The sequence below is a fragment of the Jannaschia pagri genome, from assembly GCF_019655435.1.
Classification (GTDB): Bacteria; Pseudomonadota; Alphaproteobacteria; order Rhodobacterales; family Rhodobacteraceae; genus Jannaschia; species Jannaschia pagri.
On record NZ_BPFH01000011.1, the window covers coordinates 1 to 22,676 of the forward strand.

The 22,676-nt window shown below is 62.2% G+C and carries 16 protein-coding genes; 9 read left to right on the top strand and 7 right to left on the bottom strand.

From position 1 onward, the window contains the following. Positions 1-784: 784 nt before the first annotated feature. Complete coding sequence (locus K5R33_RS18395; protein ID WP_220750550.1) at positions 785-4,378, bottom strand: Ig-like domain-containing protein; 3,594 nt, start codon at positions 4,376-4,378, stop codon at positions 785-787. A gap of 1,435 nt (positions 4,379-5,813) precedes the next feature. Further along, the gene (locus K5R33_RS18400; protein ID WP_220750551.1) at positions 5,814-6,407 is read right to left on the bottom strand and encodes a terminase small subunit; all 594 of its coding nucleotides are present in this window, start codon (positions 6,405-6,407) and stop codon (positions 5,814-5,816) included. 1,004 nt (positions 6,408-7,411) lie between these two features. On the opposite strand from K5R33_RS18400, the gene K5R33_RS18405 reads away from it, so the two are divergent. From K5R33_RS18405 to K5R33_RS18425, 5 genes are all read left to right on the top strand, one after another. Beyond that, positions 7,412-7,762: a hypothetical protein gene (locus K5R33_RS18405; RefSeq protein WP_220750552.1), complete on the top strand. Its 351-nt coding sequence runs from the start codon at positions 7,412-7,414 to the stop codon at positions 7,760-7,762. A gap of 1,503 nt (positions 7,763-9,265) precedes the next feature. Next, the gene (locus tag K5R33_RS18410) at positions 9,266-10,270 is read left to right on the top strand and encodes a helix-turn-helix domain-containing protein (protein ID WP_220750553.1); all 1,005 of its coding nucleotides are present in this window, start codon (positions 9,266-9,268) and stop codon (positions 10,268-10,270) included. A 102-nt stretch (positions 10,271-10,372) separates the two neighbouring features. Then, positions 10,373-11,200, top strand: a complete 828-nt coding sequence (locus K5R33_RS18415) for a Rossmann-fold NAD(P)-binding domain-containing protein (protein ID WP_220750554.1) — start codon at positions 10,373-10,375, stop codon at positions 11,198-11,200. Between the two features lie 70 nt (positions 11,201-11,270). Beyond that, positions 11,271-11,678 (top strand): DUF4345 domain-containing protein, encoded by a 408-nt coding sequence (locus tag K5R33_RS18420; RefSeq protein ID WP_220750555.1) that lies wholly within the window; start codon positions 11,271-11,273, stop codon positions 11,676-11,678. A gap of 44 nt (positions 11,679-11,722) precedes the next feature. Next, positions 11,723-12,223 carry an anthrone oxygenase family protein gene (locus K5R33_RS18425; RefSeq protein ID WP_220750556.1) on the top strand — a complete coding sequence of 167 codons (501 nt, stop codon included), beginning with the start codon at positions 11,723-11,725 and terminating at the stop codon, positions 12,221-12,223. Positions 12,224-12,456: 233 nt separating this feature from the next. Here the strand turns inward: K5R33_RS18425 and K5R33_RS18430 are convergent, their stop codons facing one another. Then, complete coding sequence (locus tag K5R33_RS18430) at positions 12,457-12,666, bottom strand: hypothetical protein (RefSeq protein WP_220750557.1); 210 nt, start codon at positions 12,664-12,666, stop codon at positions 12,457-12,459. Positions 12,667-12,803: 137 nt separating this feature from the next. Here K5R33_RS18430 and K5R33_RS18435 point away from each other — a divergent pair, with 137 nt between their 5' ends. Both K5R33_RS18435 and K5R33_RS18440 read left to right on the top strand, forming a co-directional pair. Beyond that, positions 12,804-13,448 carry a hypothetical protein gene (locus K5R33_RS18435; RefSeq protein ID WP_220750558.1) on the top strand — a complete coding sequence of 215 codons (645 nt, stop codon included), beginning with the start codon at positions 12,804-12,806 and terminating at the stop codon, positions 13,446-13,448. Between the two features lie 143 nt (positions 13,449-13,591). Then, positions 13,592-14,464 carry a bile acid:sodium symporter family protein gene (locus K5R33_RS18440; RefSeq protein ID WP_220750559.1) on the top strand — a complete coding sequence of 291 codons (873 nt, stop codon included), beginning with the start codon at positions 13,592-13,594 and terminating at the stop codon, positions 14,462-14,464. A gap of 561 nt (positions 14,465-15,025) precedes the next feature. On the opposite strand, the gene K5R33_RS18445 is transcribed toward K5R33_RS18440, so the two are convergent. From K5R33_RS18445 to K5R33_RS18460, 4 genes are all read right to left on the bottom strand, one after another. Beyond that, positions 15,026-17,935 carry a calcium-binding protein gene (locus K5R33_RS18445; RefSeq protein WP_220750560.1) on the bottom strand — a complete coding sequence of 970 codons (2,910 nt, stop codon included), beginning with the start codon at positions 17,933-17,935 and terminating at the stop codon, positions 15,026-15,028. Positions 17,936-18,125: 190 nt separating this feature from the next. Continuing rightward, positions 18,126-18,497: a type II toxin-antitoxin system VapC family toxin gene (locus tag K5R33_RS18450; protein WP_220750561.1), complete on the bottom strand. Its 372-nt coding sequence runs from the start codon at positions 18,495-18,497 to the stop codon at positions 18,126-18,128. Continuing rightward, positions 18,494-18,748, bottom strand: a complete 255-nt coding sequence (locus K5R33_RS18455; protein WP_220750562.1) for a type II toxin-antitoxin system Phd/YefM family antitoxin — start codon at positions 18,746-18,748, stop codon at positions 18,494-18,496. Before K5R33_RS18455 ends, K5R33_RS18450 begins: the two co-directional genes overlap by 4 nt. 111 nt (positions 18,749-18,859) lie before the next feature. Further along, positions 18,860-19,879, bottom strand: a complete 1,020-nt coding sequence (locus K5R33_RS18460) for a replication initiation protein (protein ID WP_220750563.1) — start codon at positions 19,877-19,879, stop codon at positions 18,860-18,862. A 578-nt stretch (positions 19,880-20,457) separates the two neighbouring features. Here K5R33_RS18460 and K5R33_RS18465 point away from each other — a divergent pair. Next, positions 20,458-21,657, top strand: coding sequence for an AAA family ATPase (locus K5R33_RS18465; protein ID WP_220750564.1), 1,200 nt, complete (start codon positions 20,458-20,460; stop codon positions 21,655-21,657). Beyond that, positions 21,654-22,622 (top strand): ParB/RepB/Spo0J family partition protein, encoded by a 969-nt coding sequence (locus tag K5R33_RS18470; protein ID WP_220750565.1) that lies wholly within the window; start codon positions 21,654-21,656, stop codon positions 22,620-22,622. The genes K5R33_RS18465 and K5R33_RS18470 overlap by 4 nt, the downstream gene beginning before the upstream one ends. Positions 22,623-22,676 lie beyond the last annotated feature (54 nt).

Genomic DNA, 22,676 nt, shown 5'->3' on the forward strand with positions numbered 1-22,676 from the left:
TCGTTTGGAGAACAGGCTAACTTCAAACCGCGGACCTTTCAGGGGAGCAGGTCACTTACATAATTCATCTAATCTATCCCCAGTCATTCCAAAACCAATTTATCGTACAGCCCACGCGATCTATGTCGGCTAAGCGCGCACATACGGTAGATGGAGTCACTATTCTCAAGTGTTGTCATCCAGTTCTACAACTGCGAGACCGGATGACATGGCGGCTTTTGTCCGCAGGCGAGTAACAGAAGCCTGCGCAAACTTCAGGTTTGGCGGGCTTTAACAGCCTTCAGCAGACTGGGAAGATCACCCTGCGACGCAACCGGATTTTCCCAAGCCTCGCTAGTGAACGGCACTCTGGAGTTGGCTTTTGGATGGGGTTGCTACGCCCAGCAAATAAATGATGGCGTTCTGCGCCATGCTCGACGTCGATCCGCTCGCCATCTTCGGCTACAAAAGAAACGGTTACTTCAACAACTTTTCCCAGATTAGACGCATGCTTCAGCTCGGACTGGAGGCCACGGCGTTCTTAAGCTCCTCTTCCGTCTCTATCGGCCCGGCTTCGACTGGCCTGATGATGATGAGATCACCCACCTCTACGGTCGTCCCTAGCACGGGGAAGAGTTCGACAACTCCCAGCACTGGAAGTCGCGCGACTACGGCCTTGTCCGGGCGGTTTTCCGGAAACCGTTCGATCCCGTCGAACCCCGCGCCATCCATATCGACTACCGCCGCAAGAACTCGCCTGACAAGATGTAGCGCTCATCATAGGACAGCACCTCATAAGCTTGGCCTACACTAAGAAATTGTCCATGTACGCATCGGGAAGACCCGACGTGGCGAGAACGTCTTGAAGATCACTGTCGATATCCTTCGTTTGAGATGGAATTGGAGCTGGTGCATTTATAAGGGTATTCTCGAGCACAGCTTGAGGGGCAAACACGAACGCCTCCCCGCCCGCGTCGTCATCGAGGATCGTCGCCTCGACCAGCGAGATCGCGTCGAGCACCGGGCTGGCGCCGTCGCCCACCACCTCCTCGACCGACAGCGTGAAGGTCTCGGAGGCCTCGACAGCCGTGTCCCCCGTCACAACCACCGCGACCGACGCCGTCTGCTGACCCGCCACAAACCGAACCGTCCCAGACGTCGCCTCGTAGTCGGACCCCGCCTCCGCAGAGCCGTCCACCGTCGCATAGCGCACCTCGAACCCCGAAGGCGCAGGCCGCGACAGGGACAGCTCGAACACCGCCAGCCGCTCACCCGTGTCCCCCTCCCGCAACACGGGCCGCGACACAAACAGCGCAGGTCCATTCGCAGCCCCGTCATTGTCCAGCACCCAGGACGTCGCCCGAACCAACGGCGCACCGCCCGCAAAGGCCCCCCCGCTCACGCTGAACGCCTCCAGAACAACCGCCCCGTCGACCTCGTCGACGTTGTCCCCACTCGTCGCCAGCCGCACCGTCTTCGACGTCTCGCCGGCCGCGATGCCCAGAACGGCGCCCGCGGCGCCCACGGTCAGCGTCTCAGCAACGCCTGCGCCTACCTCCTCGGCAGGAACGATCGTGTCGATCGCTTTGACGACCGCTGCAGCGCCGTTGAGCACTGCGGCTGCGGACTCGCGCAAGCCCTCTATGGTGTTATCAAGAGCCTTTTCCAGCAGTCGCGTCGTGCGCTCGGAGAAGCCGAGCCAGCGCAGGAAAGCGGCGAACTTCCACCCGAGTGTGTTGACCCCTGTGTCGCCTTCGGATCGGAGGATCGTTCCGCCGTCTCCGTCGTCCACCACGATAGCGGTGCCGGTTTGGATCCAGACGCCGGCGTCGTGGTCGAAGCTGAGGATGGGGCGTTCGGCGCCCAGCTCCAGCTGGTCGATGTTGGGGAACTCGATCTGGGCGTTGCCGTCGACGTTGGTGGCGTCTTCGGCCTTGACCGTGAAGACCACTGTCGGGTCGAAGCCGGGCGGCAGGGGCGCGGGGATGCGGTCGGGCTCGAAGGCCATGACCTGGACCTGATCCACCAGGCTGCCGTCGTCGCGGGTCAGGCTGTCGGCGGGGATGATGACCTTCAGTTGCTCCCAATGGGCGGGGTCGATGCCGGGGAAGATCTCCGTCAGGTTGGCCAACCCGTTCTCGCCGATCCCGGCCTCGGTCGTCTCGCCGGGGGTCAACTCCGTCACATCCGCCTCGGCCAGGGCCGCGAAGTAGATGTTAAACGCCTTGTCCCCAGAGCGCAGACCAATGGTCTGACCCGCCACCGTCTCGACCGGTTTGTCGATGGTGCCGTAATCGAACTCCGGCCGGTTGGTGACGTTGGAGGCGTCGAATTGCAGATAGGCCAGCGGGATCGGCAGGTCTTCCAGCAGGAACCGCCCCGCCGCATCCGTGGTCGCCGTCACACCAGGCAGGCCGATCACCGAGACGACGACCCCCTCCAGCGGGATGTCGAGACCGTCCTCATCGCGGTAGTTGGCATCAAAGATGAAGCCCTCCACATTGGTCCCCGGCACCTGCGTCAGCGAGACCGTCTGGAAGCTGGCGGGCGGGGGCACCTGCACCGGTGCGCCATCGGCATCGCGGAGGCTGTCGTCGAAAGCCACGCGCACTTCGGTGCCCGCGGGCAGTAGGTCCTCGGGGAAAAACGTCAGCAGCTTGCCATCGGAGGACAGGTCATAGCGACCGGCCAGGGCCTCCCCCAAGGCGGTGATCTGCACGCTGCCCGCATCCAAGGTCGCCTCGTCCATGGGCGCGCTGAAGGCGACGGTGATCTTGCCGTCCAGGTTGGCCCGCTGCGCCCCATCGGCGGGGCGGATCTCGGTCACGCGGGTGGCCGCGTTGATCGTCACGTCGCCGCCGATTTGGCTGGTGTTCCCCGCCACATCCGCGACCGTGCCGGTGACGGCGAAGACCCCGCCCTCCAACGCCGAGGCGAGGTTGAGCCGCACCTCAGACGGGCTCAGCCGGTCGACCGAGGTGACCGTGACCGGACCATCCGCCCCCGTGACGGCAAACGCCTCCGGCAGCGGCGTGTCACCCGAGAGCGGCTCATCGAAGCGAAGGCGCAGGGACGAGACCACCTCGTCGAGTGTCACATCCAGGCCCGAGGCGAGGCCCGGCCCCGTGGCGTCGATGGTCAGGGGCAGGTCGGCCACGACCGATTTCCCCTCCACGTCGGTGACGCGGAACTCGGCGGCAAAGCTCCCTTCGCCCAGGCTGCGCGCCACCAGCGCCTCAGAAATGGCGAAGCTGTTGTCGGGGCGCAGGAACTGCGTGATGTCGATCCAGGGACCCCCATCCACGCGCACCTCCAGCCGGTCCAGCCCCACGTCGTCGGAGACCGTGCCCGTGATCCCGGTGGCCGTTGTCACGCCATCCGTGGCGCTGTCGCCGGTGTCGTCGGCTAGGGCAACCGCGATCTCTGGCGCGTCGCCGCCCAGGATGGCGTCCTGGGGGCTCAACTGGCCGATCCGCGTGATGCCCTCAAACACCAGCCGATGCCCGCCGCCGAAATCCAGCGCGATATTGCCGTCAACGGTCGTCAGGCGTCCGGCCAGATCGCCCAAGCTGGCAACACCCGGCAGGCCCACGAATTGCACCTTGTCCACGCCGGACGTGAACCCCCGGATCACATCCGTGGCCCCCGGCCCGCTCAGATCGGCGCCATTTATGCGGAACACATCCGCGCCCGCGCCGCCCTCCATGGTGTCGGCGCCCGCGCCCCCGATGATCGTGTCATCCCCGGCCCCGGCCTGCACGACGTCATCGCCCGCGCCCGCGTCGATCCGGTCATCCGTCGTACCGTTGGACGAATACCGATCATCGGCCTCAGTCAGGTGCAGCGGCGTCAGGCCATCGGTGTCAACGTCGCGCCCCTGATCCACCGCCAGCACATCCGCCAGGGACACCCCGGACAGGGAGCTGATCCCCGCCAACACAACGGCCTGTCCGTCGGCAAACGTCACCCGCAGGTCGCCGTCCACCCGGTCCACCGAGATGTCAGAGGGGCCCAACCGGCCATAGCCCGCCAGTTCGATCTGGTCCTCGCCCGCGATGTAATCGGCGATGACCTTGGTCCCGGATTGACCCGCCGTGATGGCGAAGCGGTCGCGCCCTGCCCCGCCCACCAGCGTGTCGGACCCCGCGCCCCCGATCAGCGTGTCGTCCCCGCCCTGCCCGTCCAGCAGGTCATCGCCTGCATCCCCATCGAGCAGGTCGCCCCCGTCACCGCCGCGCAGGGTGTCGTTGCCGCCCCCTGCGGCCACCACGTTGGGACCTGCATCCGCCGTCGCAAAGTCCTCAGTCGCCCCGCTCAGCACCACTTCGGAGCCATCGCCAAGCGTCGATGCCGCTTTGCCGGTCCCGTCCACACCCACTGAATTGCGCTGCTCCGCCATGGCCGCACCCCCTCGTCACACTCGCCACCACAGGATCGCGTCGCTGGCGCCAAATCCGCCAACCCACATCCTGCCTTAAATCTTCAATGCGCCGGTCCGCGCACTCTCTCCCAAGCCCAGACGACGCCCAAGCTTCGATCTGCACGGCCATGCTCAATGAGCCCCAGAGTCGCATGTCCCATTCGGATGCCGTCCAACACGACCTTATCCCGAGGGCGAAATAAGCCCCCATTTGCCCCTATCGCCCCCGACACAAAGGAGCGGGCCCTGAAATCCGCCCTCAACTCCACTCCGCATTCCGCGACAAGTCACCACTTGAAATTAAAGAAGTTTTGAGGCAGCGCAGCGAGATAAGTGACGCTCTCAAGCAATTAGATCGCGGCTTCTTCTCGCAATGCGCCGAGAAAGACCGTCGCGAAGACCGCCCTGTTGCGCCGCTCCAGCAGTGTTCTGCGCGGCATGGCTGCGAGCATCCCCTCGGCCTCCTGGATCTGCGGATAGTTCCGGCGCAGGCTGAGCAGCGCTTCGCCATAATCGACGCGAGAGGTGCAGGTAGTCCGGAAGATCCTTGGGCAGTGTCTCGAACGTCCTCTGCTTGAGACGCCATTCGAGGACTTCGCGAACGTTTCAGAGCCCATGAGCAATGGTCGACTTGGCCTTGGGGGCCTCGGATATCGTCGACACGGCATCCCGACAGTGATCGGGAGACGCACTGACGTCCCCTTGAGCGAAGCGGACCTTTAATCGAAAGATCCCCAAGGGCACAGGAGGTCTGGGCGATGATGCTGGTGGCGTGGTGGGCTTCCAGGCCACGGATTCGAGGGCATAGATCGAAGCGACGGTCGTGATCCCGTGTTGGCGGCCCTTTGGGACAGACAGCCGATTGTAGGCGAGCAACGCTTGGTGAAAGGGGCATAACGGTCGTGGAGGATGAAGGGCCGAACAAGGGCGCCGCTCTCATCGTCAGCATCTTCTTTCAGTCGGATCTTGTAGATGGCGCCAGACATGAAACGCCAACGCTGATCCCCGAGACACTGGCCTAGGAGCCATGCATCGCCTGGCGAATGCGATCATCAAGGAGGACGTGTCCATGGTCATCCCGTGGGGCATCGGCTTTCGCCGCCGTGGCCATGTCAATGCAGAGCGCAATGAGGACGCACGGGGCAAGCGCCTTCGCACCAGACGGCATCTTGGCACTTCACCATCCGCGCGCCAATAGAATGTGCAACCCTCTGGGGACTGTTGAAGAGATAGCTTGGGAAGCGCTCAGATTTGGATCGGCCCCAGATAATGGCCTCTGACGGTGACCATGAACTGCCCATGCAGAGGGCGGTTCTCACATCGAATGGCCACATCAACAGCGGGCGGAACCTGCCGGGAGATAGCCTCCAACATGGTCGCATCAACCTCATGATACGGCTCGGTTTGGCGCGTGCTACCCTCCTTTAATGGCCTGCCTCTCAGACACCGGTTGGTTAGAAGGAAGAGGGTGGGTCATACCCTCCATGACGCTCTGAGTGAAGGCGGCCAACTCGTCCCCACCCTTGGTGAACAGGCCGATATGCTCGCCAAGCTTGATGAGGGCGCGAAACTTGTCGCCGTTCAGCTTGATGCGCGACTTGGTAACTTTCGACACGACCTTACGGTTATCGCCATCACCGCTGTAGGTCGCGTCCACTTCTGTTTTGAACTGTGTGACGGCAATCAACGCTTCTTGGGGGGCACGATCTAAGGTGATCCGACGGTTGCCGTTTTCGTCTGTCTCAACGAAGTCGGCCATTGATGAGAAGGCGATAGCGGCCAGGTGCTGGACGACGCGAACGTTATCTATGTCCACCTTGGCGTTGCGGGCGGCTATAAGCTCGACAATTCGATCATCGACACACTTCAAAGTACGCAGGCGGCTGGCAGCCGAGCGATCACCTTTCCTTGGCCTATCAGCCCGCCCTTTGGCGCGGGCATAGGCTTTGGTCGCGTTTAGGTCTGTCAGGTACTCATGACAGAACCGCTCTTCGAAGTCTGAAAGCATGATACCTCCATTGCGTTGCACTGTTGCAGTCTCTCCTTAGGAACAAGATCTAAGTTCCCAATTAGGAATTCCTACCTTAAAATACCTATATGGGAACTTCATTCTAAAGTAAAGCCGCTGTTCTCGAGCAGGAAATGGTCGAAGGACTGGACTCTGCCGTGGCAGCAAGCGCCAATAAATGGCTGATTAGCGGCCGGTCGAACCGGTGCTTTTGGGACCGACCGAGCAGCGGACCACGCTTTTTCGTATTCCCGATCGCCTTCCAGACAGCCGTGCGGGAGGGAGCGCCCACCTGAACGCAGGTCTCTACAGGAGCCATGCCAGGTCGGGGGATGGCGTATCACTGAAGGCTACGGCGCGTAGATCGGCCACGAGCGATCCCGTGTGTGCGCATGCGACGCAGAGCGGAATTTCGAGCCATGAACCCTCGCACGGGTTTCATTCAAGGGTTCTTTTTTGAAGCGATGTACGAAGATGATAGCCGTCCTGTCTAAGACGAGCAGTATGTCACGAAAGTCGTATTTTTTACGACATTTTCGTAGGATACGCATCACGTTACTACGTTGAACGAGACCGCTTCCCGCGCCCCGTTCTTGTCTTTCTTATTCAGCACTAACAATTCGTTGTTCCAGTCGGCATCCACGAACTTTTTGTAGAAAGTGTGGCCGCTTGTCGTGAATGTTTTCACCGTGATCTTCTCGCTCTCTGCGTTGGGCCAACCTTGAAGGCTACTGACAGATGTCCTTGTTTCATTTGACAGTACTGCTTTGAACGTAAAGGTCCGATGCCCCAGCATCTCGGCGGCCTTCTCGGGCCTGTTATGCGCATCTCTGAACGAGCGCGGGGTGATAACCTGTTGTCAACAAAACGACCATGATGCTCAGTAGCAAGGGCTGGCATGTTTTTGTGAAGGCCCCCTTGTATAGCACGGTGGGAATTTACCTGTCAGGCAAAGCTGACAGTTACGAACAACTTTGCCTTGTGAAAGTAGAAAGAGAGGTCGGATGGGTGACAGTGCAAACGAGGTGTTCCGGCAGGCGGTTCGCGAGGCTCTGAAGCGACGTGGGCAGTCTGTTAGCATGATGATCGACGCGGGCGCCGTCAGTCGAAGTGTCGGCTACAAGTTCTTCAGCGGTGACATGGAGAACATCCGGTTGGTAGATGCCGTGGGTGTGGCGCGATACCTGGATCTGTCTCTGGACGATCTTCTGTCGATTGATGGGGTCGAGGGCGGGGATGACCTGGTGTCGGACCTTCTGGCCATTCAGAAACTCGTCATGAGCCTTACCCCTCCCGAACGGGGAGCCCTGCGATGTTCTCTAGAAGCGCTGTCCGCTCGTCAGGATCGAGCGTAGAGACGGCTTTTTCTCGCAGGTCGTCGTCCAACGCCACAATTCTGAACGTCAGGTCAAACCCATCATTGTTTAGCGGTGAGCGCTGGACCTTGAACTTCCCTTGCATATCCAGATCCCTCTGATCCTACCCGCTTAGCGTGTGGAGGTAGGTAATTCTTGTGTTTTTCTGCGGGAGGCCGCGCGGTGCCAGTTTTGCCGTGCGCGTTCTTTTCTTCTTTTCTAATTCTTCGGAAGTAAGGCGCTGTTTCTAAACGGTAATAGTCTTCTAACCATCACACTTTTCCCCCTCACCATTTTTGGCCAAATTTGCAATTCACAGGGTTATCCATAGGTTATCCAAATATGCCCTAGTTGATTTGTTGACGTTTGACTTGTTTATCCGGTAGCTTCCGTCGGCGGCATCTATCACATTTTGCCCCTCCAGTTACCAAATCGGGTACCAGGTCCGAACCGCTGTTTGGAACGGCCTCGCACGCACGCAAAGCTAGATCGGGCGCCGTAGCGAGCTTGTGGACCGCCCGATTGCGGTACGCGCAGCGGCTAGAGGGCAAAGTGTGCGATATCCGCGTTGAGGGCCGCGTGAGCCCGCCGGTGGTTGTAGAAGTCGAACCAGATCGCCGTCCGGCGCGAGCCTCGGACCCGGTCTCTCAGGCGTGCCGGTAGGCGCATTCATTGGTCACAGACCGCTAGAGCCGCTCGATGAAGATGTTGTCCGCTGCCCAGCAGGGCATTGCTGCAAGCAATGGCCCGCAGCAAAAGGAAGCGCTTCTTGCCGTCCATCCATTGCCCAGCTGGCGATCTGCTAGGCAACTCTGCCGGTAGGAAAGATGCGGATGCCTGCCTTTCGAGGCAACTTCGCCCAGGGGAACGCCGAGACCTGCGGCCCTTGGTTGCTTTCTTGGCAGAGCATCGCGCAGCAATATCCCGCGATGGCGTGTTCATAATACCGGCTCTCAAAGGCGCAATAGCCAAGTCAAGCGCGTCGGAGCAGAACTCCGCCTTTAGCGTGTTTCACAGCCGCAAGGACAGCACGCATCAGCTATATCAGTCCACACCTGGCGGGAATTCGTCTGTAACGATGCCCTGTCATACGGTGGATCGCAATGGAGTAGAAGAAGCCCTGCCACATGGGGCCGTAGGTGATGTCGGACCACCAGGGCCTGGTTCGGGCCGGTCAATCGTCAGCTCGCAGAGCAATTTGGGGAACGGTCGGCTGCCATTCGTCGAGCGATTTGTATTCTGCTTCCAGTAGATCGGGATGAGGCCCACAGAGGTCTTTCGAGAAGAGATGACGGACGAAATGCTCCAACGTCCCCCCTCTAAACGCCAATTCGAGCCGCAGATCAGGTAACGCTCACACGCGGTGCGCGGAGGCCCGCAGGACGAACACCGCGAAGGGCGGGCCGAGCGGGCCCAACGCCCAGAGACCGTTCCCAGCACGCCCTCCGAATGGTATTATAGAGCCCGACCTGCACTGACCGCCTCTTCCATTCGATACCGCAGTTGCCCTCCGTCTCGCTCATCGTCACCCAGTACTTCGCCGCTGCCGCCGGTTTCGTCCTGACCCCGGACGGACGCCTGTCCCAAGACGACGAAGCGCTCCTGACAGTGTCGGTCGCCAACGGCAAACTCGCGGCGCAGGCGCATTACGACATCCTCGGACTGGTCGCAGAACGGGTCCCGGACCGGGCGGCGGTCTCCATCCGGCACGCGCGGTCCATCGACATCGACCGGTTCGGGACCTTCGCGCTGGCCTGCAAAGCCGCACCGACCGTCGCGGGGGTGTTGGAGCGGATGGCCCGCTACCATTCGCTCCTGTCGGACAGCGTCCGATACCATCTGGACCAGCGAGACGGGGCTGCGGTGCTGCGGCAGGAGCTTCTGGCAGGGTCGGGCCCGGGCCTCGTTTTCTCGCCCGAGGCCGGGCTCTCTGCGATGTTCCGGGCGATTGATCAGGTGGCCGTGGGAAAGGTAACACCGGACTTGGTCACGTTCCGCCATTCCCCGCCCCGCGATGCGCAGCTCTTCGAGGACTTCTTTGGCTGCCACGTCCAGTTCCATGGGGCGGAGGACGCGATCCTGTTTGGCGAAGCCACGCTCGGGATCGAGAACCGGCTTGGCGACCGCGCGCTGTCGGATTTCCTGACGACGCATCTTGAGGCCGAACTGAGCGCGCTTGAGACCGAACCCACCCTCGTCCGCGCCACCAAGGACGAGATTGCGCGCGTCCTAAGCGAGGGTCTGCCGAAGATGGCGGACGTCGCCAGCACCCTTGGGCTGAGCGTGCGGTCGTTCCATCGTCGCCTTGCCGAACACGGTGTCAGCTTCCAGGCGCTGGCGGAGGAAACGCGCCGGGATCTGGCCCTCAGCATGCTCCGCGACGAGGCATGCGCGTTGTCCGAAATAGCCTTCCTGACAGGCTTTTCCGAGCAGAGCGCCTTCACCCGCGCCTTCAAGCGATGGACGGATCAGACGCCCGCAAGCTACCGGAAGTCGCTCGACCGGTAGGTGCATTTGGCCGCGCCGGTCAAAACGCTGGCAGTCCATGTCAAGAGACGCCTGAGACAGATGCCTATTCCTTGGCCTGCACATTCAGCCAAGGAGCCTCCCATGCAAACGCCCCCAATCCTCGTCATCGGCGCCACCGGCAAGACCGGCGCACGCGTCGTCTCCCGTCTCGACGCCAAGGGCATCCCCGTCCGCCGCGGGTCGCGTGGCGCCACCATCCCCTTCGACTGGGAGGCGCCGGAGACCTGGGCACCCGCGCTGACGGGCGTCCGGAAGGCCTATGTGACGTATTTCCCCGACCTGGCCTTCCCCGGCGCCGTCGAGAAATTGGAGGCGCTGACCGAGGTCGCGAAGGGCACGGGCCTCGAACAGATGGTCCTCCTGTCGGGGCGCGGCGAGCATTTCGCCGGGTTGGGGGAAGAGGTCGTCCGGAACTCCGGCCTAGGCTTTACCATCGTCCGCGCCGCCTGGTTCGCGCAGAACTTTAGCGAAGGCTACCTGCGTGACCCGATCCTAGGGGGCGTGCTGCCCATGCCGGGCGGCGAGATCGCCGAGCCGATCATCGACATCGATGACATCGCCGACGTCGTGGTGGCGGCCCTGACCGAGGACGGCCACTTGGGCGAGCGCTACGAGGTGACAGGCCCACGCCTGATGACCTTCGCCGAGATGGCCGAGGTGCTGTCCGACACGCTGGACCGGCCCATCCGGCACGTGCCGATCAGCTTCGAGGACTTCCACGCGAACGTGGCCGCCGCCGGTGACGACTTCGTGGCCGACGTCTTTACGAAGATCGCCCGCGAGACGCTGGACGGCCGCAACGCGTATGTCACCGACGGTGTGGAGCGGGCGCTCGGCCGGGGTCCGCGCGACTTTATCGAGTTCGCCCATGACGCGGCATCGCGCGGGGCCTGGACCATCGCAGCCTGACCACATGCCCGGCGGCAGCATCCGACCCTGACGGAGCCGTCGTCGGGCCCCAACACGCAAGGACTTCCCTATGACCCTGACCCGATTGGAAAAGCTGGCCCTCTGCCTGTCCGGCCTCACGGCTGTGGGCATCGGAGCAACGATCACCCTGGCACCGCAAACCTTCTATGCCAGCTATAGTATTGCCATCGCGCAAGACCCGAGCCTGCTGAGCGAGTTGCGCGCGCCAGGTGCCGGCCTGACCACGCTTGGCATCCTCATGCTGGTCGGCATCTGGCGCTCCGCCTTGGCGCAACTGGCGGTGGCCGCGACCCTCGTCGTGTTCCTTGCCTTCCCCACAGGGCGGTTCATCGGCCTGGCTGTTGATGGGCTACCCTCCCCCGGCATCCTCGCCGCGCTGGCCCTTGAAATCGCCATCGCCGCCTTCTGCCTCTTCGCCTTTCGCAGACGCCTGATCGCCCGCGCTGCACAGCCTTAGGCGCAAAGCGCTGCATCCCCTTGCCCACACCCAGGAGCCCTCCGATGTCCCCCTTCTTTTCCCTTTCCCTCCAACTCATCGTTATCGCCTATGCGCTCGTCGGCGGGGTCTTCCTGGCCTTCTCGGACTTCATCATGCGCGCACTCGCGCAGACCGGTGGCCATGCCGGTGTTGAGGCGATGCAAGCCGTCAACCGCGCGGTCTTCCGCTGGGTCTTCATGACGCTGTTCATCGGCTTGGCTCCCGTTTCGCTGGCAGTCGCCGCTTCGGGTTTCATCGTCGGCGGCGGGCCAGGAGTGATGCTGACGCTGGCGGGGCTGATCTACGCCATTGGCTGTTTCGGGGTCACGGTCGTCGTCAACGTCCCGATGAACGAGACACTCGCCCGGATGGATGCGGCCTCCGATACGGCCCGCGCCTATTGGACCGAGGTCTACTTGCCTCGCTGGACCCTGTGGAACAGCGTTCGGACAGTCGCCTGCGCCGCCGCCTCGGGCCTACTCCTGCTCGGGCTGCTTTGGTTGGCCGAAACGCAGGCCGCCTGAGCGATTGCGCCGGGGCCCGCTTTGCCCCTTTCGCTTCATCATTATTGACGAGGTCGAACCCCTTGTCGGTTGGCGTCAGCAGACGCAGTGGGTGCGCCACCCCTGTCCAGGCGAAGGCCGCGCATCCAAGCGCGGCTTTCGACCGTGTTAGCCCGGAAGTCCGGCGCAACCGACAGGCCTGCGTCGCGCAGCACCACCACATGCGTCTCCACCGTCTCCCGCAGCTCCTCCGGCTAGAGGGTCGCGTGCAACGCATCCTCCGAGATCAGGACGATGCAGTCCGCCGCCAGCGTTGATGTGCCAGCAGCGTTCTTGCCACAGAGCGGATGCCGGACTGGCTCCGGCACGCTCATCGTCGTCTCACCCATTTGCATGACCCCGACAAATGCCGGTTCCGCAGGCTGGACCCCGCCGCCCGCCATCTTGGCCGCACCGGTCAACACCCTGGCCCCGACGGTCAATCCTTGGCGCCGCTGTCTAGCCTATCCCGTCCCCAGAACCTCGAACAAAGGACGCCCGTCACGCTCTTCCGATGACGCCGCGTGCCGATCCCCGAGCCACACTCAGCAGGAGATGCAGAATGAAAGCCCTGATCATTTGTTCCGTCCACGCCCTCTGTGACATCTCGGCCTTCGAGCGACAGGCCTTCAACGACGCCTGCACAAGGCACGGGATCCCAGCGGTCCTCACCACCGAGGACCACGCGCAAAGCATCGCCGCGATCTCGATGCTTGACCTCATCAACCACTTGCCTGGATCACCCAAGCAACGCCGGGCGCTGCGTGACAGCTATCTGGACTTGCTGAACGAGGCTGTCTGGGGCGCGCCAATCGCCGTGCGCCAGAGCGTCTTCGAGGCCTTACGCAACCCGGGCGGGATGCCACGACCCACGGGCTTCGTCTCGGATTACCCGCAGTTGACCACGAACCTGGTCCGGGCAGCAGCCTTACGCACCGAGGCGACGCGATTGGGCAAACTGTCCCCTGTCCTCGCCCCCCCGGCCTCATCGCCCGTAGCCGCACGGCTAGAGTCCTTAGCCGCCTCGCTCGGCATGGCACACAGCGACATCCACGTCTTAGTCGCCCATCGGCGCGACTATTCCGCGGCCCGGTCGCTCGGCATGCAACCTCGCCTCATTGCGGAACTGAGGTCCTCAGCGCCGCCGGAGGTCATCGGTCGAACAACTCCGGACCTCGTGCGCAGTGTCTCTGCAATTGCCGCCTGACCGAGCCGTGACATCGCCCCATTCCGGAGCAGCTTTAGATCGAAAGCCGGGCAATACGACCCCTCCTCCTCACGCCCGTACTGGTCAGCGCGGGGCACAGCGCCTACGAATGCCGAGACGCAAACAACACGGGGGCAAGGTAGGTGGACGTCTTCGTCGCGACGCTTTTGCCCTTGGCGGTTGTCGTCATCATGGTCAGCCTCGGCTTGGACCTCACCACGGCGGACTTCCGTCGGATCGTGACGCGCCCCCGGGCCTTCTTCATCGGAGCCCTAAACCAGGTCGTGCTGCTGCCAGTGGTGGCTTACCTCATCATCCTGGCATTCGGCTTCACGGGCGAGACCGCGGTGGGCCTTATGATCCTGGCCGCTTGCCCCGGCGGCGCTGCGAGCAACGTCGTCACCAAACTTGCGGATTGGGATGTTGCGCTCTCGGTGACGCTCACAGCAACGTTCAGCCTGACCTGCATTGCGACACTTCCGGTGGTGCTCGCCTTCGCCATGGGACAGTTCATGGGGGAGGCCGTCTCGGACGTGAACATCGCGCAGGCGGCCTTCACGGCCTTTCTGCTGACCGCGCTGCCGATTGGCCTGGGCATGACCCTGCGGATCGCCGCGCCAGGCGCGATGGCGGCCATCGCACCGGCCTTCTCCAAGCTCGCCGTGGTGCTGTTCGTGGCGGTGATCCTCGGGGCCTTCGCGTCGAACTGGGACGTGGTGACCAACAATATCGGGCAGGTGGGCTTCGGGCTGTTGACCTTGCTCGCCCTTCTGACGGCCATCGGCTTGGCCGTGTCGCGAATGCTGGGTGCATCGGACCGCGAGGCGAAGACCATCGCGGTCGAGACCGGTGTCCAGAACGGCGCCCTAGCGCTCGCCATCGCGGCGTTGCTCCTCCCCGATGGCGAAACCTTCGGCGCCTACGCGATCCCAGCCGCGCTCTACGGCGCCGTCTGGATCGGGGCGACTGGGGCTGTCTTCGGGAGTGTCGCCCTAAAGCGCCTCCTAGCGCGCTGATCCGACCCTTCATAGCGGCAAAGGGAACGGGGTCGGCACGCGGGCTAACACCGTGACCTGACGAGCGCCTTCCCCCGGCTCGCTGGAGGTGTCCTGTGCTTTTCTATTTGGGCTTATCGCAGTGACCAAGTCGCTCCTGTTCGAGCGTTAAGAGATCCTACGAGGGACCCCTTAGACTGGCGAATATGTCACTTATGCTGACCTATGTGGGTCTATTTCCCTCTGAACTATGCGGAATATGTTGTAATTTGTTGCGTCGAGGCGGCGGACGGGTGCCATCAAAGGCAATCCAGCCCCTTCGACATGGGGAAGATTCTGACCCCTTGGACCGTAGCGATATCCATCGGACCGAGCGGAGGGCAAAGGTATGAGACGAGCCGCACCATAGGTCGGCGTTGATCTCGACCCTTCCCACCCAAATCAACGGAGGGAAAGGGAGCACAGCACGAGCCTAGGTTCGACAGACGGCTGGCGCGCGTCGGCGGGAAGGTCCGTTAAACAAGTCGCCGGGCGAATCCTGAGCGGCGCGGTCTGGCCGCAGGCCCCCTGCCCCGCGCCGTTTCAGAACAGGAGAACGTCGTCCCGGTCGATGGGCCCGCCTCCCTCGATAATCGCCACGAGCTGCGCCGCCTCCGGGCCATCGCGGCCATCTCGGTCGATCCGCACTTCGCCTGTGGCGCTGTCGTAGGTGAACTGCCCCAGGGCCTTCGCCTGCGCCTCTTGAGCTTCGGTGACGGACCGGGGCGAAATCCGCGCCGATCCAAGTCCAAAGAATTGATCGTCAAGGGCAAGAATATCCTCCTCCGACCAATCGGTGATCCGAACGGGACCCTCCGAGGCATCGCCGGTGTCGACAAACGCAAAGTAATCCACGCCCTCCCCGCCGGTGATCGTGTCCGCACCGCCGAAGCCAGCCAAGATGTTGCTGCCCTCGTTGCCGACCATCCGCGCCGCCGTTTGCGAGCCCCGGATCTCGATGTTTGCCGATCCTTCCAGGATGATCGTCTCAATCTCCGCGCCCCGCAGATCCACGTTCACAGTTGCCCGCACCGTGTCATTGCCCTGGGCCACCCCTCCCGGTTCCGTCCCCGCCTCGACGATGAAGGTGGACGCCCCGTTAACGAGGTAGAGGTCATCGCCCGCGCCGCCGTTCAGCGTCGATTCCATCCCGGTGCTGACCAGGGTATCCGCACCAAGGCCCCCGCGCAGCAGGTCGCTCCCGCCGCCGTCCTCCAGCCGGTTGCGACCGTCGTGGCCGAAAATGTCGTCGTTGTGGATGCTGCCGATGACATTGCTGAGCGAGATGACCACGTCCTCGTTTCCGTAGCCGTCGCGCATCTTCCCTTCGCCGGTCTCGGTCAAGCGAACCACGGCGCCGGTCGGGGCAGCGTTGTCGAGCAAGAGCGTATCGCCCCCGCGCCCGCCGTCCAGCAGGTCCACGCCATCGCCGCCCATCAGACTGTCTTCGCCTTCCTTGCCAAGAAGCGTGTCGTTTCCGGCCCCGCCGATGAAGGTCTCAGGACTGCGGTTGTCATCGCCCTCGATGCGGTCATCAAAGCGCGTGCCAGTCACCCCGTTGACGCCGAGCAGAAGATCCGTATCGCCATAGCCATCGCGGGCGGTCGAGCGGGACAGATCGACGACGATGCCCGCGTCGATGTCGTCATGTTCATAAAGAACCGTGACGCCGGTATCGTCCCCCTCGATGGTATCGGCCCCGCGCCCACCCGAGATGGTGTCGGTGCCGCCCCCACCCACGATGAGTTCATCACGGTCACCGCCAGCGATCACATTGCTGCCAGCGTTCCCGACCAACTGCACGGTCCGAAACGAGCCGGTCAGCGACAGGTCGTCGGTCCCCACAAGGACACCTTCCTCGACGGCCAAACCCCGCAGGTCCAAATCGACACTGCCGACAACGGTGTCGCGCCCCGCGTCGTCAACGCTTTCCAGCACGCGGTCACCGGCATTGTCGACCATGAATAGATCGCTGCCGCGACCGCCGATCATCACGTCGGCGCCCAGACCGCCGTCGAGCACGTCGTTGTTTCGGCCCCCCGACAGGATGTCGTCGCCTGCCCGCCCCAGCAAGACACCGCCCGGCAGCTCATAGTCAATCGTGCGGAGGAAACCTTCGCTGAACTCGAAAATGGATGTGACTCGGGGGTCCTCGAATATCAGGCTGTCGCTCTGGTCTGTTCCTGCAACGACGAAATCCTCGACGGTGCCGGCAACCCGGTTGGACGCGGGGCTGTCATAGGTATCCACCTGCAGAGTTGGCGCCCCACCCCCGTCGCCCTGTTTGCTGACGATCTCTAGGATGGTGCCATCGGGCAGCCGGGCGAGTTCGATATCCGTGAGGGTTTCCGTGCCAAGCGTGATGGCGGCATGCACCGGGTTCAGCGCAAGATCGAAGGCAAGCGCCTGGGTTTCGCTGAGATTATTCGTAAAGATGTCGAAGTTCTGGTTCGACAGCACGCGCAGCACACCACCTTCGCCTTCCACGAGACCCGCCACATTCCCAAACTCCGACTGGAGCAGCTGCGTCCGCGCGCCAATGGTCTGGCCGGTCGCATCGAACGTCTGAATGAATGACGGCCCAAAGAATGTATCCCAGATGGCCGCAAATCCACCGTTCGACGTCGCGATCAACTGCACCTCCTGGGAACCGGAGCCGACGACCTCGAACGGGGATGACCCCCGCGCTTCTATCGGGTCTCCGATGGGCTCCCCTGCGGCATCGAAGACCTGAATGTAGGATTCCAACCGTGTCTCGAAATCCGTCAGGGGGTTTGACCGGTCTACTGCAGTGAAAGCATAGGCAAAGCCGCCGCCCTGCAAGGTCACAACGCTTGTCACATCATGATCGGAAAAGGTGTCATCTGCTGCGGGGGGCAGCACACGCAAATCGCCAACGGGGGCAAAGCTCGCATCCAGCAGTTGGACGACCGGATCGGCGCCGTCATAGCGCCCCCCAGATGCATTTTGCCCGTCGAACGGAGTCAATTGTGCCACGCTCCAGACCAGGGCAAAGCCGCCGTCCGGCAATTGGGTGATCTTGGGCGGGGTTTGGTAGACGGCGTCCCCTGCCGAGACTGTTTCAACCTCGGTCGTCGCCTGCCCCGCGGCGTCGAAGGCTTGCAAGCGAATCTCACTGCCCGTGCGGTCTAGGTCGAAGGGGGTATAGCCAGGATGGTCCCCGCCCAACTCGATCCCGTTGGAGCGAAAGCTGACCAAGACGAAGCCCCCGTCATCGGTCGCCTTAATATCGGTCACCGGCCAAAGGTCTGAAAAGGACAGCGGGTCCCCGACGACAGCGCCCGTGGTATCCAGCACCAGGCCATCGACCGTGCGCACGTTTGCATCCGTGTTCCAAAGGACGATGGTCCGCCCGTCGGTCAGGGTCGCGATGTCGAACCCCCGCGTCACACCTGCGTTAATTTCAGTTCTTTGGGTATCAAAAGCTGACATAACCTGGGCCGATCTCTATGACTTGGAATGTTAAGAAATCAGGGAACAGGGTCCTGCCGTGTCGGTCAAGTTTGCTATGTCCGGCGGCAGGCGGGCCGCCTTGGCTGAGACAGCGCACTCAGGCCCGGCAAACGGGCGTCCGCATAGGTCCCCGCGCCCATGGCAGGGACAGCCAGTCACCCAAACCGGGTCAAAGACGCGCAACGTCGTAGCGTGCGATTTCTCCGTCTGCCGTCGCCAAAGTCATCCCTTCCAACTGGGCCTGGGCAATCAGCATCCGGTCGAACGGGTCCTTGTGCAGCGGCGGCAATGTTTCCGTGTGGGCGGCATGGGCCCAGGTAATGGGCAAGGGCAGCACACCGGCCTGACGCACCCGGTCAAACAAATCCTCGGGGACATCCAACTTGCCAAGGGCACGTTTGATCGCGACTTCCCAGACAGACACGGACGACACGTAGAGATCGGTGCCTGGCGCCGAAAACTGCCGCGCATAGGCGGCCGGCAAACGCGGATGGTTCACCACCGCCCAGAGAATGATCTGTGTATCGAGGAGGAGTTTCACCCCTCGGACCGCCCAGCCGCCGCTAGGAACATCTCCGCAATCTCGGCATCCGTTGCCGCGCTGTCGTCCTCGTCCGGGACCTCGAATGCGCCTTCCATACAGCCGACCAAGCCCCCTGCCCGACCCGGCGCCGTCGCCACGAGCCGAGCCACAGGCCGCCCATAGCGCGTCACTTCGATATCCTCGCCCGCCTCAACCCGGCGGATCAGATCGGCGAACTTCGACTTTGCTTCGGCAATCGAGACTTGCATGGGACCTCCGGGGTTATGACCAACATATAGGTCACAATTACGGGTCTCGCAATGCCCGTCGTCTTGGGACACCCCCTGCCCCGTCGCCAACGATTGCCAACTGGCAATCGGCTACAGCGGATGTCGTTCGGCGTAGGTCCGGAAGAAAGCGAGAAACGCGGCATCCGCGTCGCGGGGTGCCTCCCGCGTGGCGGCCCAGGCGCGCCATTCGGCCTCCACAAAGTAGATGTCATAGCCCGGAAACCTGAGGCGCGCCGTCTCATAGGTGGTCGTCTGCAACGACGCCCCCTTTGCGTCTAACCAAGCCGGTCGCGGCTTGAGGCCGTCGGCCTCTGCCTCCGCTTCCTTGCGCCGCTGTTCCCGTCCCACGCGGGAGGAGGCCAATTCCCGCTCCGCAGCGCCCTGCCCTTCGCCATCCTTTTTCCACCAGCGCAGTTCCACATGGGTCACGCGCCGTCCTGTCTTGATCGGCGCGATCTCAACCACGTAGTCGGACAGTTGATTGACCTCTGCCACAGCGGGCTCAATCGCGCGCAACTTCAAATTGGACCAAGACGTCAGCTTCCCCTTGGGAACACCCAGAATGCCCCGCAGTTCTTCCAAGGTGAAACGGTCGGACGCGCGCCAACGCAGGTTGCCGCGCTTTTGCACCATCTCATAAAGAGTCAGCGCGTACTTCGACGTCAGTGCGAACATGACCTCCCGCTGAAGACGGGCAAAGACGGTCGAGTTTCGGATGATCTTTCGCAAACGCGACGGGATTTCATATTCCAACAGGCCATCTGACCGCAGCGTCTCGATATTGCCCCCCAGCAGTTGAACCCGCTCAATCGCGGGCTCTCCATCCCAGACGACCTCGACTTTGACGATGGCGCTCATCAAGCGCTCCACCGACGCGCCAATCCGGTCGTTCGAGTTGTGGGAGCCCCGCAGCAGCGTTTTCGCGATGACATGGGTCACTGGCTTGTCGATGGCATCCCAGGCATTTTCCAGCAGCAGATTGTAGATGCGACGATCCGCCAATGTTAGCGGGGTCACCTCGACCACATCCACAAGCTCACCCGGCTTGATCAGACTGTCCCCGCTTGGACGGGCATCCAAGGTCCGATAGGTTCGGGGCGGCTTGGTCATAACTTACGTAGATCCCTTACAGATGTCGGCCCTGGACGTATGTTATACATGAAACGACCCGGCGTCTATCGGCCCCAACCCACCCGATATGTAAGCGAAACCATCCGGCAGGTTTGCCCAACGATTCGTACCAGGTGACCATAACACATCGAAAAACAAGGGGTTTTCACGCCGGCCACGGATCGAGCGATTCGGGCTTCAACATCCCACCCAATGTGTAAGGTTTAATCACCCGAGACGTAGCAGATACTCACCCGAAACGTATCGTCACGCACCCAATCTGTAAGAAACCGACAGAAAAAAAACACTACATCAATGTTTTAGGGGACATGAACACAAGAACTTTTAGAATCAAAGAAGCGGTTTTTTATTTCGGGTATCTGTGGATAACTCTAAACTGAAAGGCCGCACATCCGCCAAACAGATGGATCTGGCCGGCAGGGGCCCATGTCCTACCAGACTTCGGCCAAACCCATTCGGTATATCGGATTTCCCAGGTATCACCGCGAAAAACCGCACTTGTGGGGAAGACGTCTTATCTTCCATACTATGTCCGGCCATAGTATGGGATACAGACCATGGATTTGCCTATTCCGGGCGTGGACCTGGACGATCTCGACAGGCTCTCAACCCGCGCGTCAACAGTCATCGAACGATTGCGGGATCGGCTCTATGCTCCCGGCACGGAAAAAACCCTAGACCTGTCCTTCAATGTCCGCACGGCGGCGGACATGGTCGGTCGAACTGAGAAAGCCATCCGCGACGCGGAGGCCGATGGTAGGCTGCCGGAACCGGACAAGGACCCGACCACCAATCGACGCACGGGCTATTCCCTCTCCCAAGTGAACGCTATGCGCGGTGTGTTTGGCACCCTACCCCATCGGGCAGCAGACGATCCGCCCTGTGTCCTGGCGGTGCAGAACTTCAAAGGCGGGGTCGGCAAATCAACGGTCGTGACCCATCTGGCGCAGAACCTGGCGCTCAAGGGGTATCGGGTCTGCGTCATTGACTGCGATAGCCAGGCCTCGACCACCGCGATCTTTGGCCTGAACCCAGACGTCGACGTGGATGAGACCGAGGACACGCTCTACCCGTTCTTCCGACATGGGGGCCCGCCGTCGCTGCACTATGCTCTGCGGGCCACCTACTGGCCGGGCATTGCTTTGATCCCGGCGAACCTGGGCCTCTACGACGCGGAATATGAGTTTGCGGCCCGGATGGCCCGTGAACAAACGCTGGTGTTGGACAGGTTGCGAGAAGGGATTGAGACGATCCAGGACGGGTTTGACGTCATCCTTCTGGATCCACCCCCTGCCCTCGGCATGATTTCTCTGTCGGTTTTGCGGGCGGCAAACGCCCTGTTGATCCCTGCCCCGCCGAACAACATCGACTTCGGCTCCACAGCGCATTTCCTGAAGATGATGGGCGCCACCCTGGCCGAGATCGGACGCCACGGAGGCACGCGCGACTATAGCTTCGTCAAGATCCTGGCGACCAAGATGAACGATCAGAAAAGCGCCCATGTCGCCATCAAGCGCATGATGGATACGGTCTTTCCCTCGGATATGCTCACCGCCATTCTCAAGGACTCGGCCGAGATTGATAACGCGACAGCGAACCTGTCCACCGTCTACGAGCTGACCGGCCCACAGACGCGGACGGAGACACACAAGCGGTGTCGCGTCTACCTCGATGCGATCGGTCGCGAAGTGGAAACGTTGATCCGCAAAACCTGGCCCAGCCATCACGCGGGTCTTCGGAAAGAGGGTGTTCTATGAGCAAGAAGCATTCCGCCGTTTTTGACGACGTTCTGTCGGGCCTGGGTGATGAGGCGGTCCCCCGTGACCGGGCTGGTGCGCGGTTTCTGCAGCGTTCTAATCGTGTGGCGGAGCGTCTGTCTGGCGAGTTGGAAGAGAAGGTCCTGCGCCGGATCGACCCCGCGCGCGCGCGCCTCTGGGCGCGGCACAACCGCGACTATGACCTGCTGACCCAAGACACCTGCCGCGAGTTGATCGACGGAATCCGCAGCCAGGGGCGGCAGGAGTTTCCCGCCATCGTGCGCGAAACTGGCGAGGTGGACACGCCCTACGAAGTGATTTGCGGCGCCCGGCGTCACTTTGCGGTCAGTTGGCTGCGGGCCAATGGGCACCCCGACATCGGTTATTTGATCGAGGTGCGCGACCTGACCGACGAGGCGGCCTTTCGCCTTGCCGATATCGAGAACCGGGACCGAGAGGATATCTCCGATTATGAGCGGGCGGTCGATTATTTGGATGCCGTGGATCGCTATTACAACGGAGAGCAGAAGGCGATGGCCGCCCGGCTTGAGATGTCGCCGGCCTACCTGTCCCGGTTCCTGCAATTAGCCCGCTTGCCGCAAGAGATCGTCGCCGCCTTCGCCAGCATCCGCGATTTGCGGGAGGCCCATGCACGGGCGCTCAAGCCCGCCCTTGGTCGGCCTGAGACGCAGGCGGCCATGCTGGCCGAGGCGCGGGCGCTGGCGGGGCAGGGGGCGCCTGCGGCCGAGGTGATGAAACGACTCCTAGCGGTCACCAAACCCCCGCGCACCGCTGCGGCCAAGCCCCGCGTGTTCCGCCGAAACGCCAGTGAGTCCGGGGTCAAATGCACGCGGAAAGGCCGCAAAACGACGCTGGAGTTTAGCGACAGCATGAGCCGATCCGCGTTAGAGGCGGCCTTCGTCCAGTTCCTCGATGCCCATGAAGCGGAGCGCTCCAAGGGCTGACGCCGGTTCGATTGCCAACTGGCAATCGACGTATACGGGCCTGAAAATGCGTGA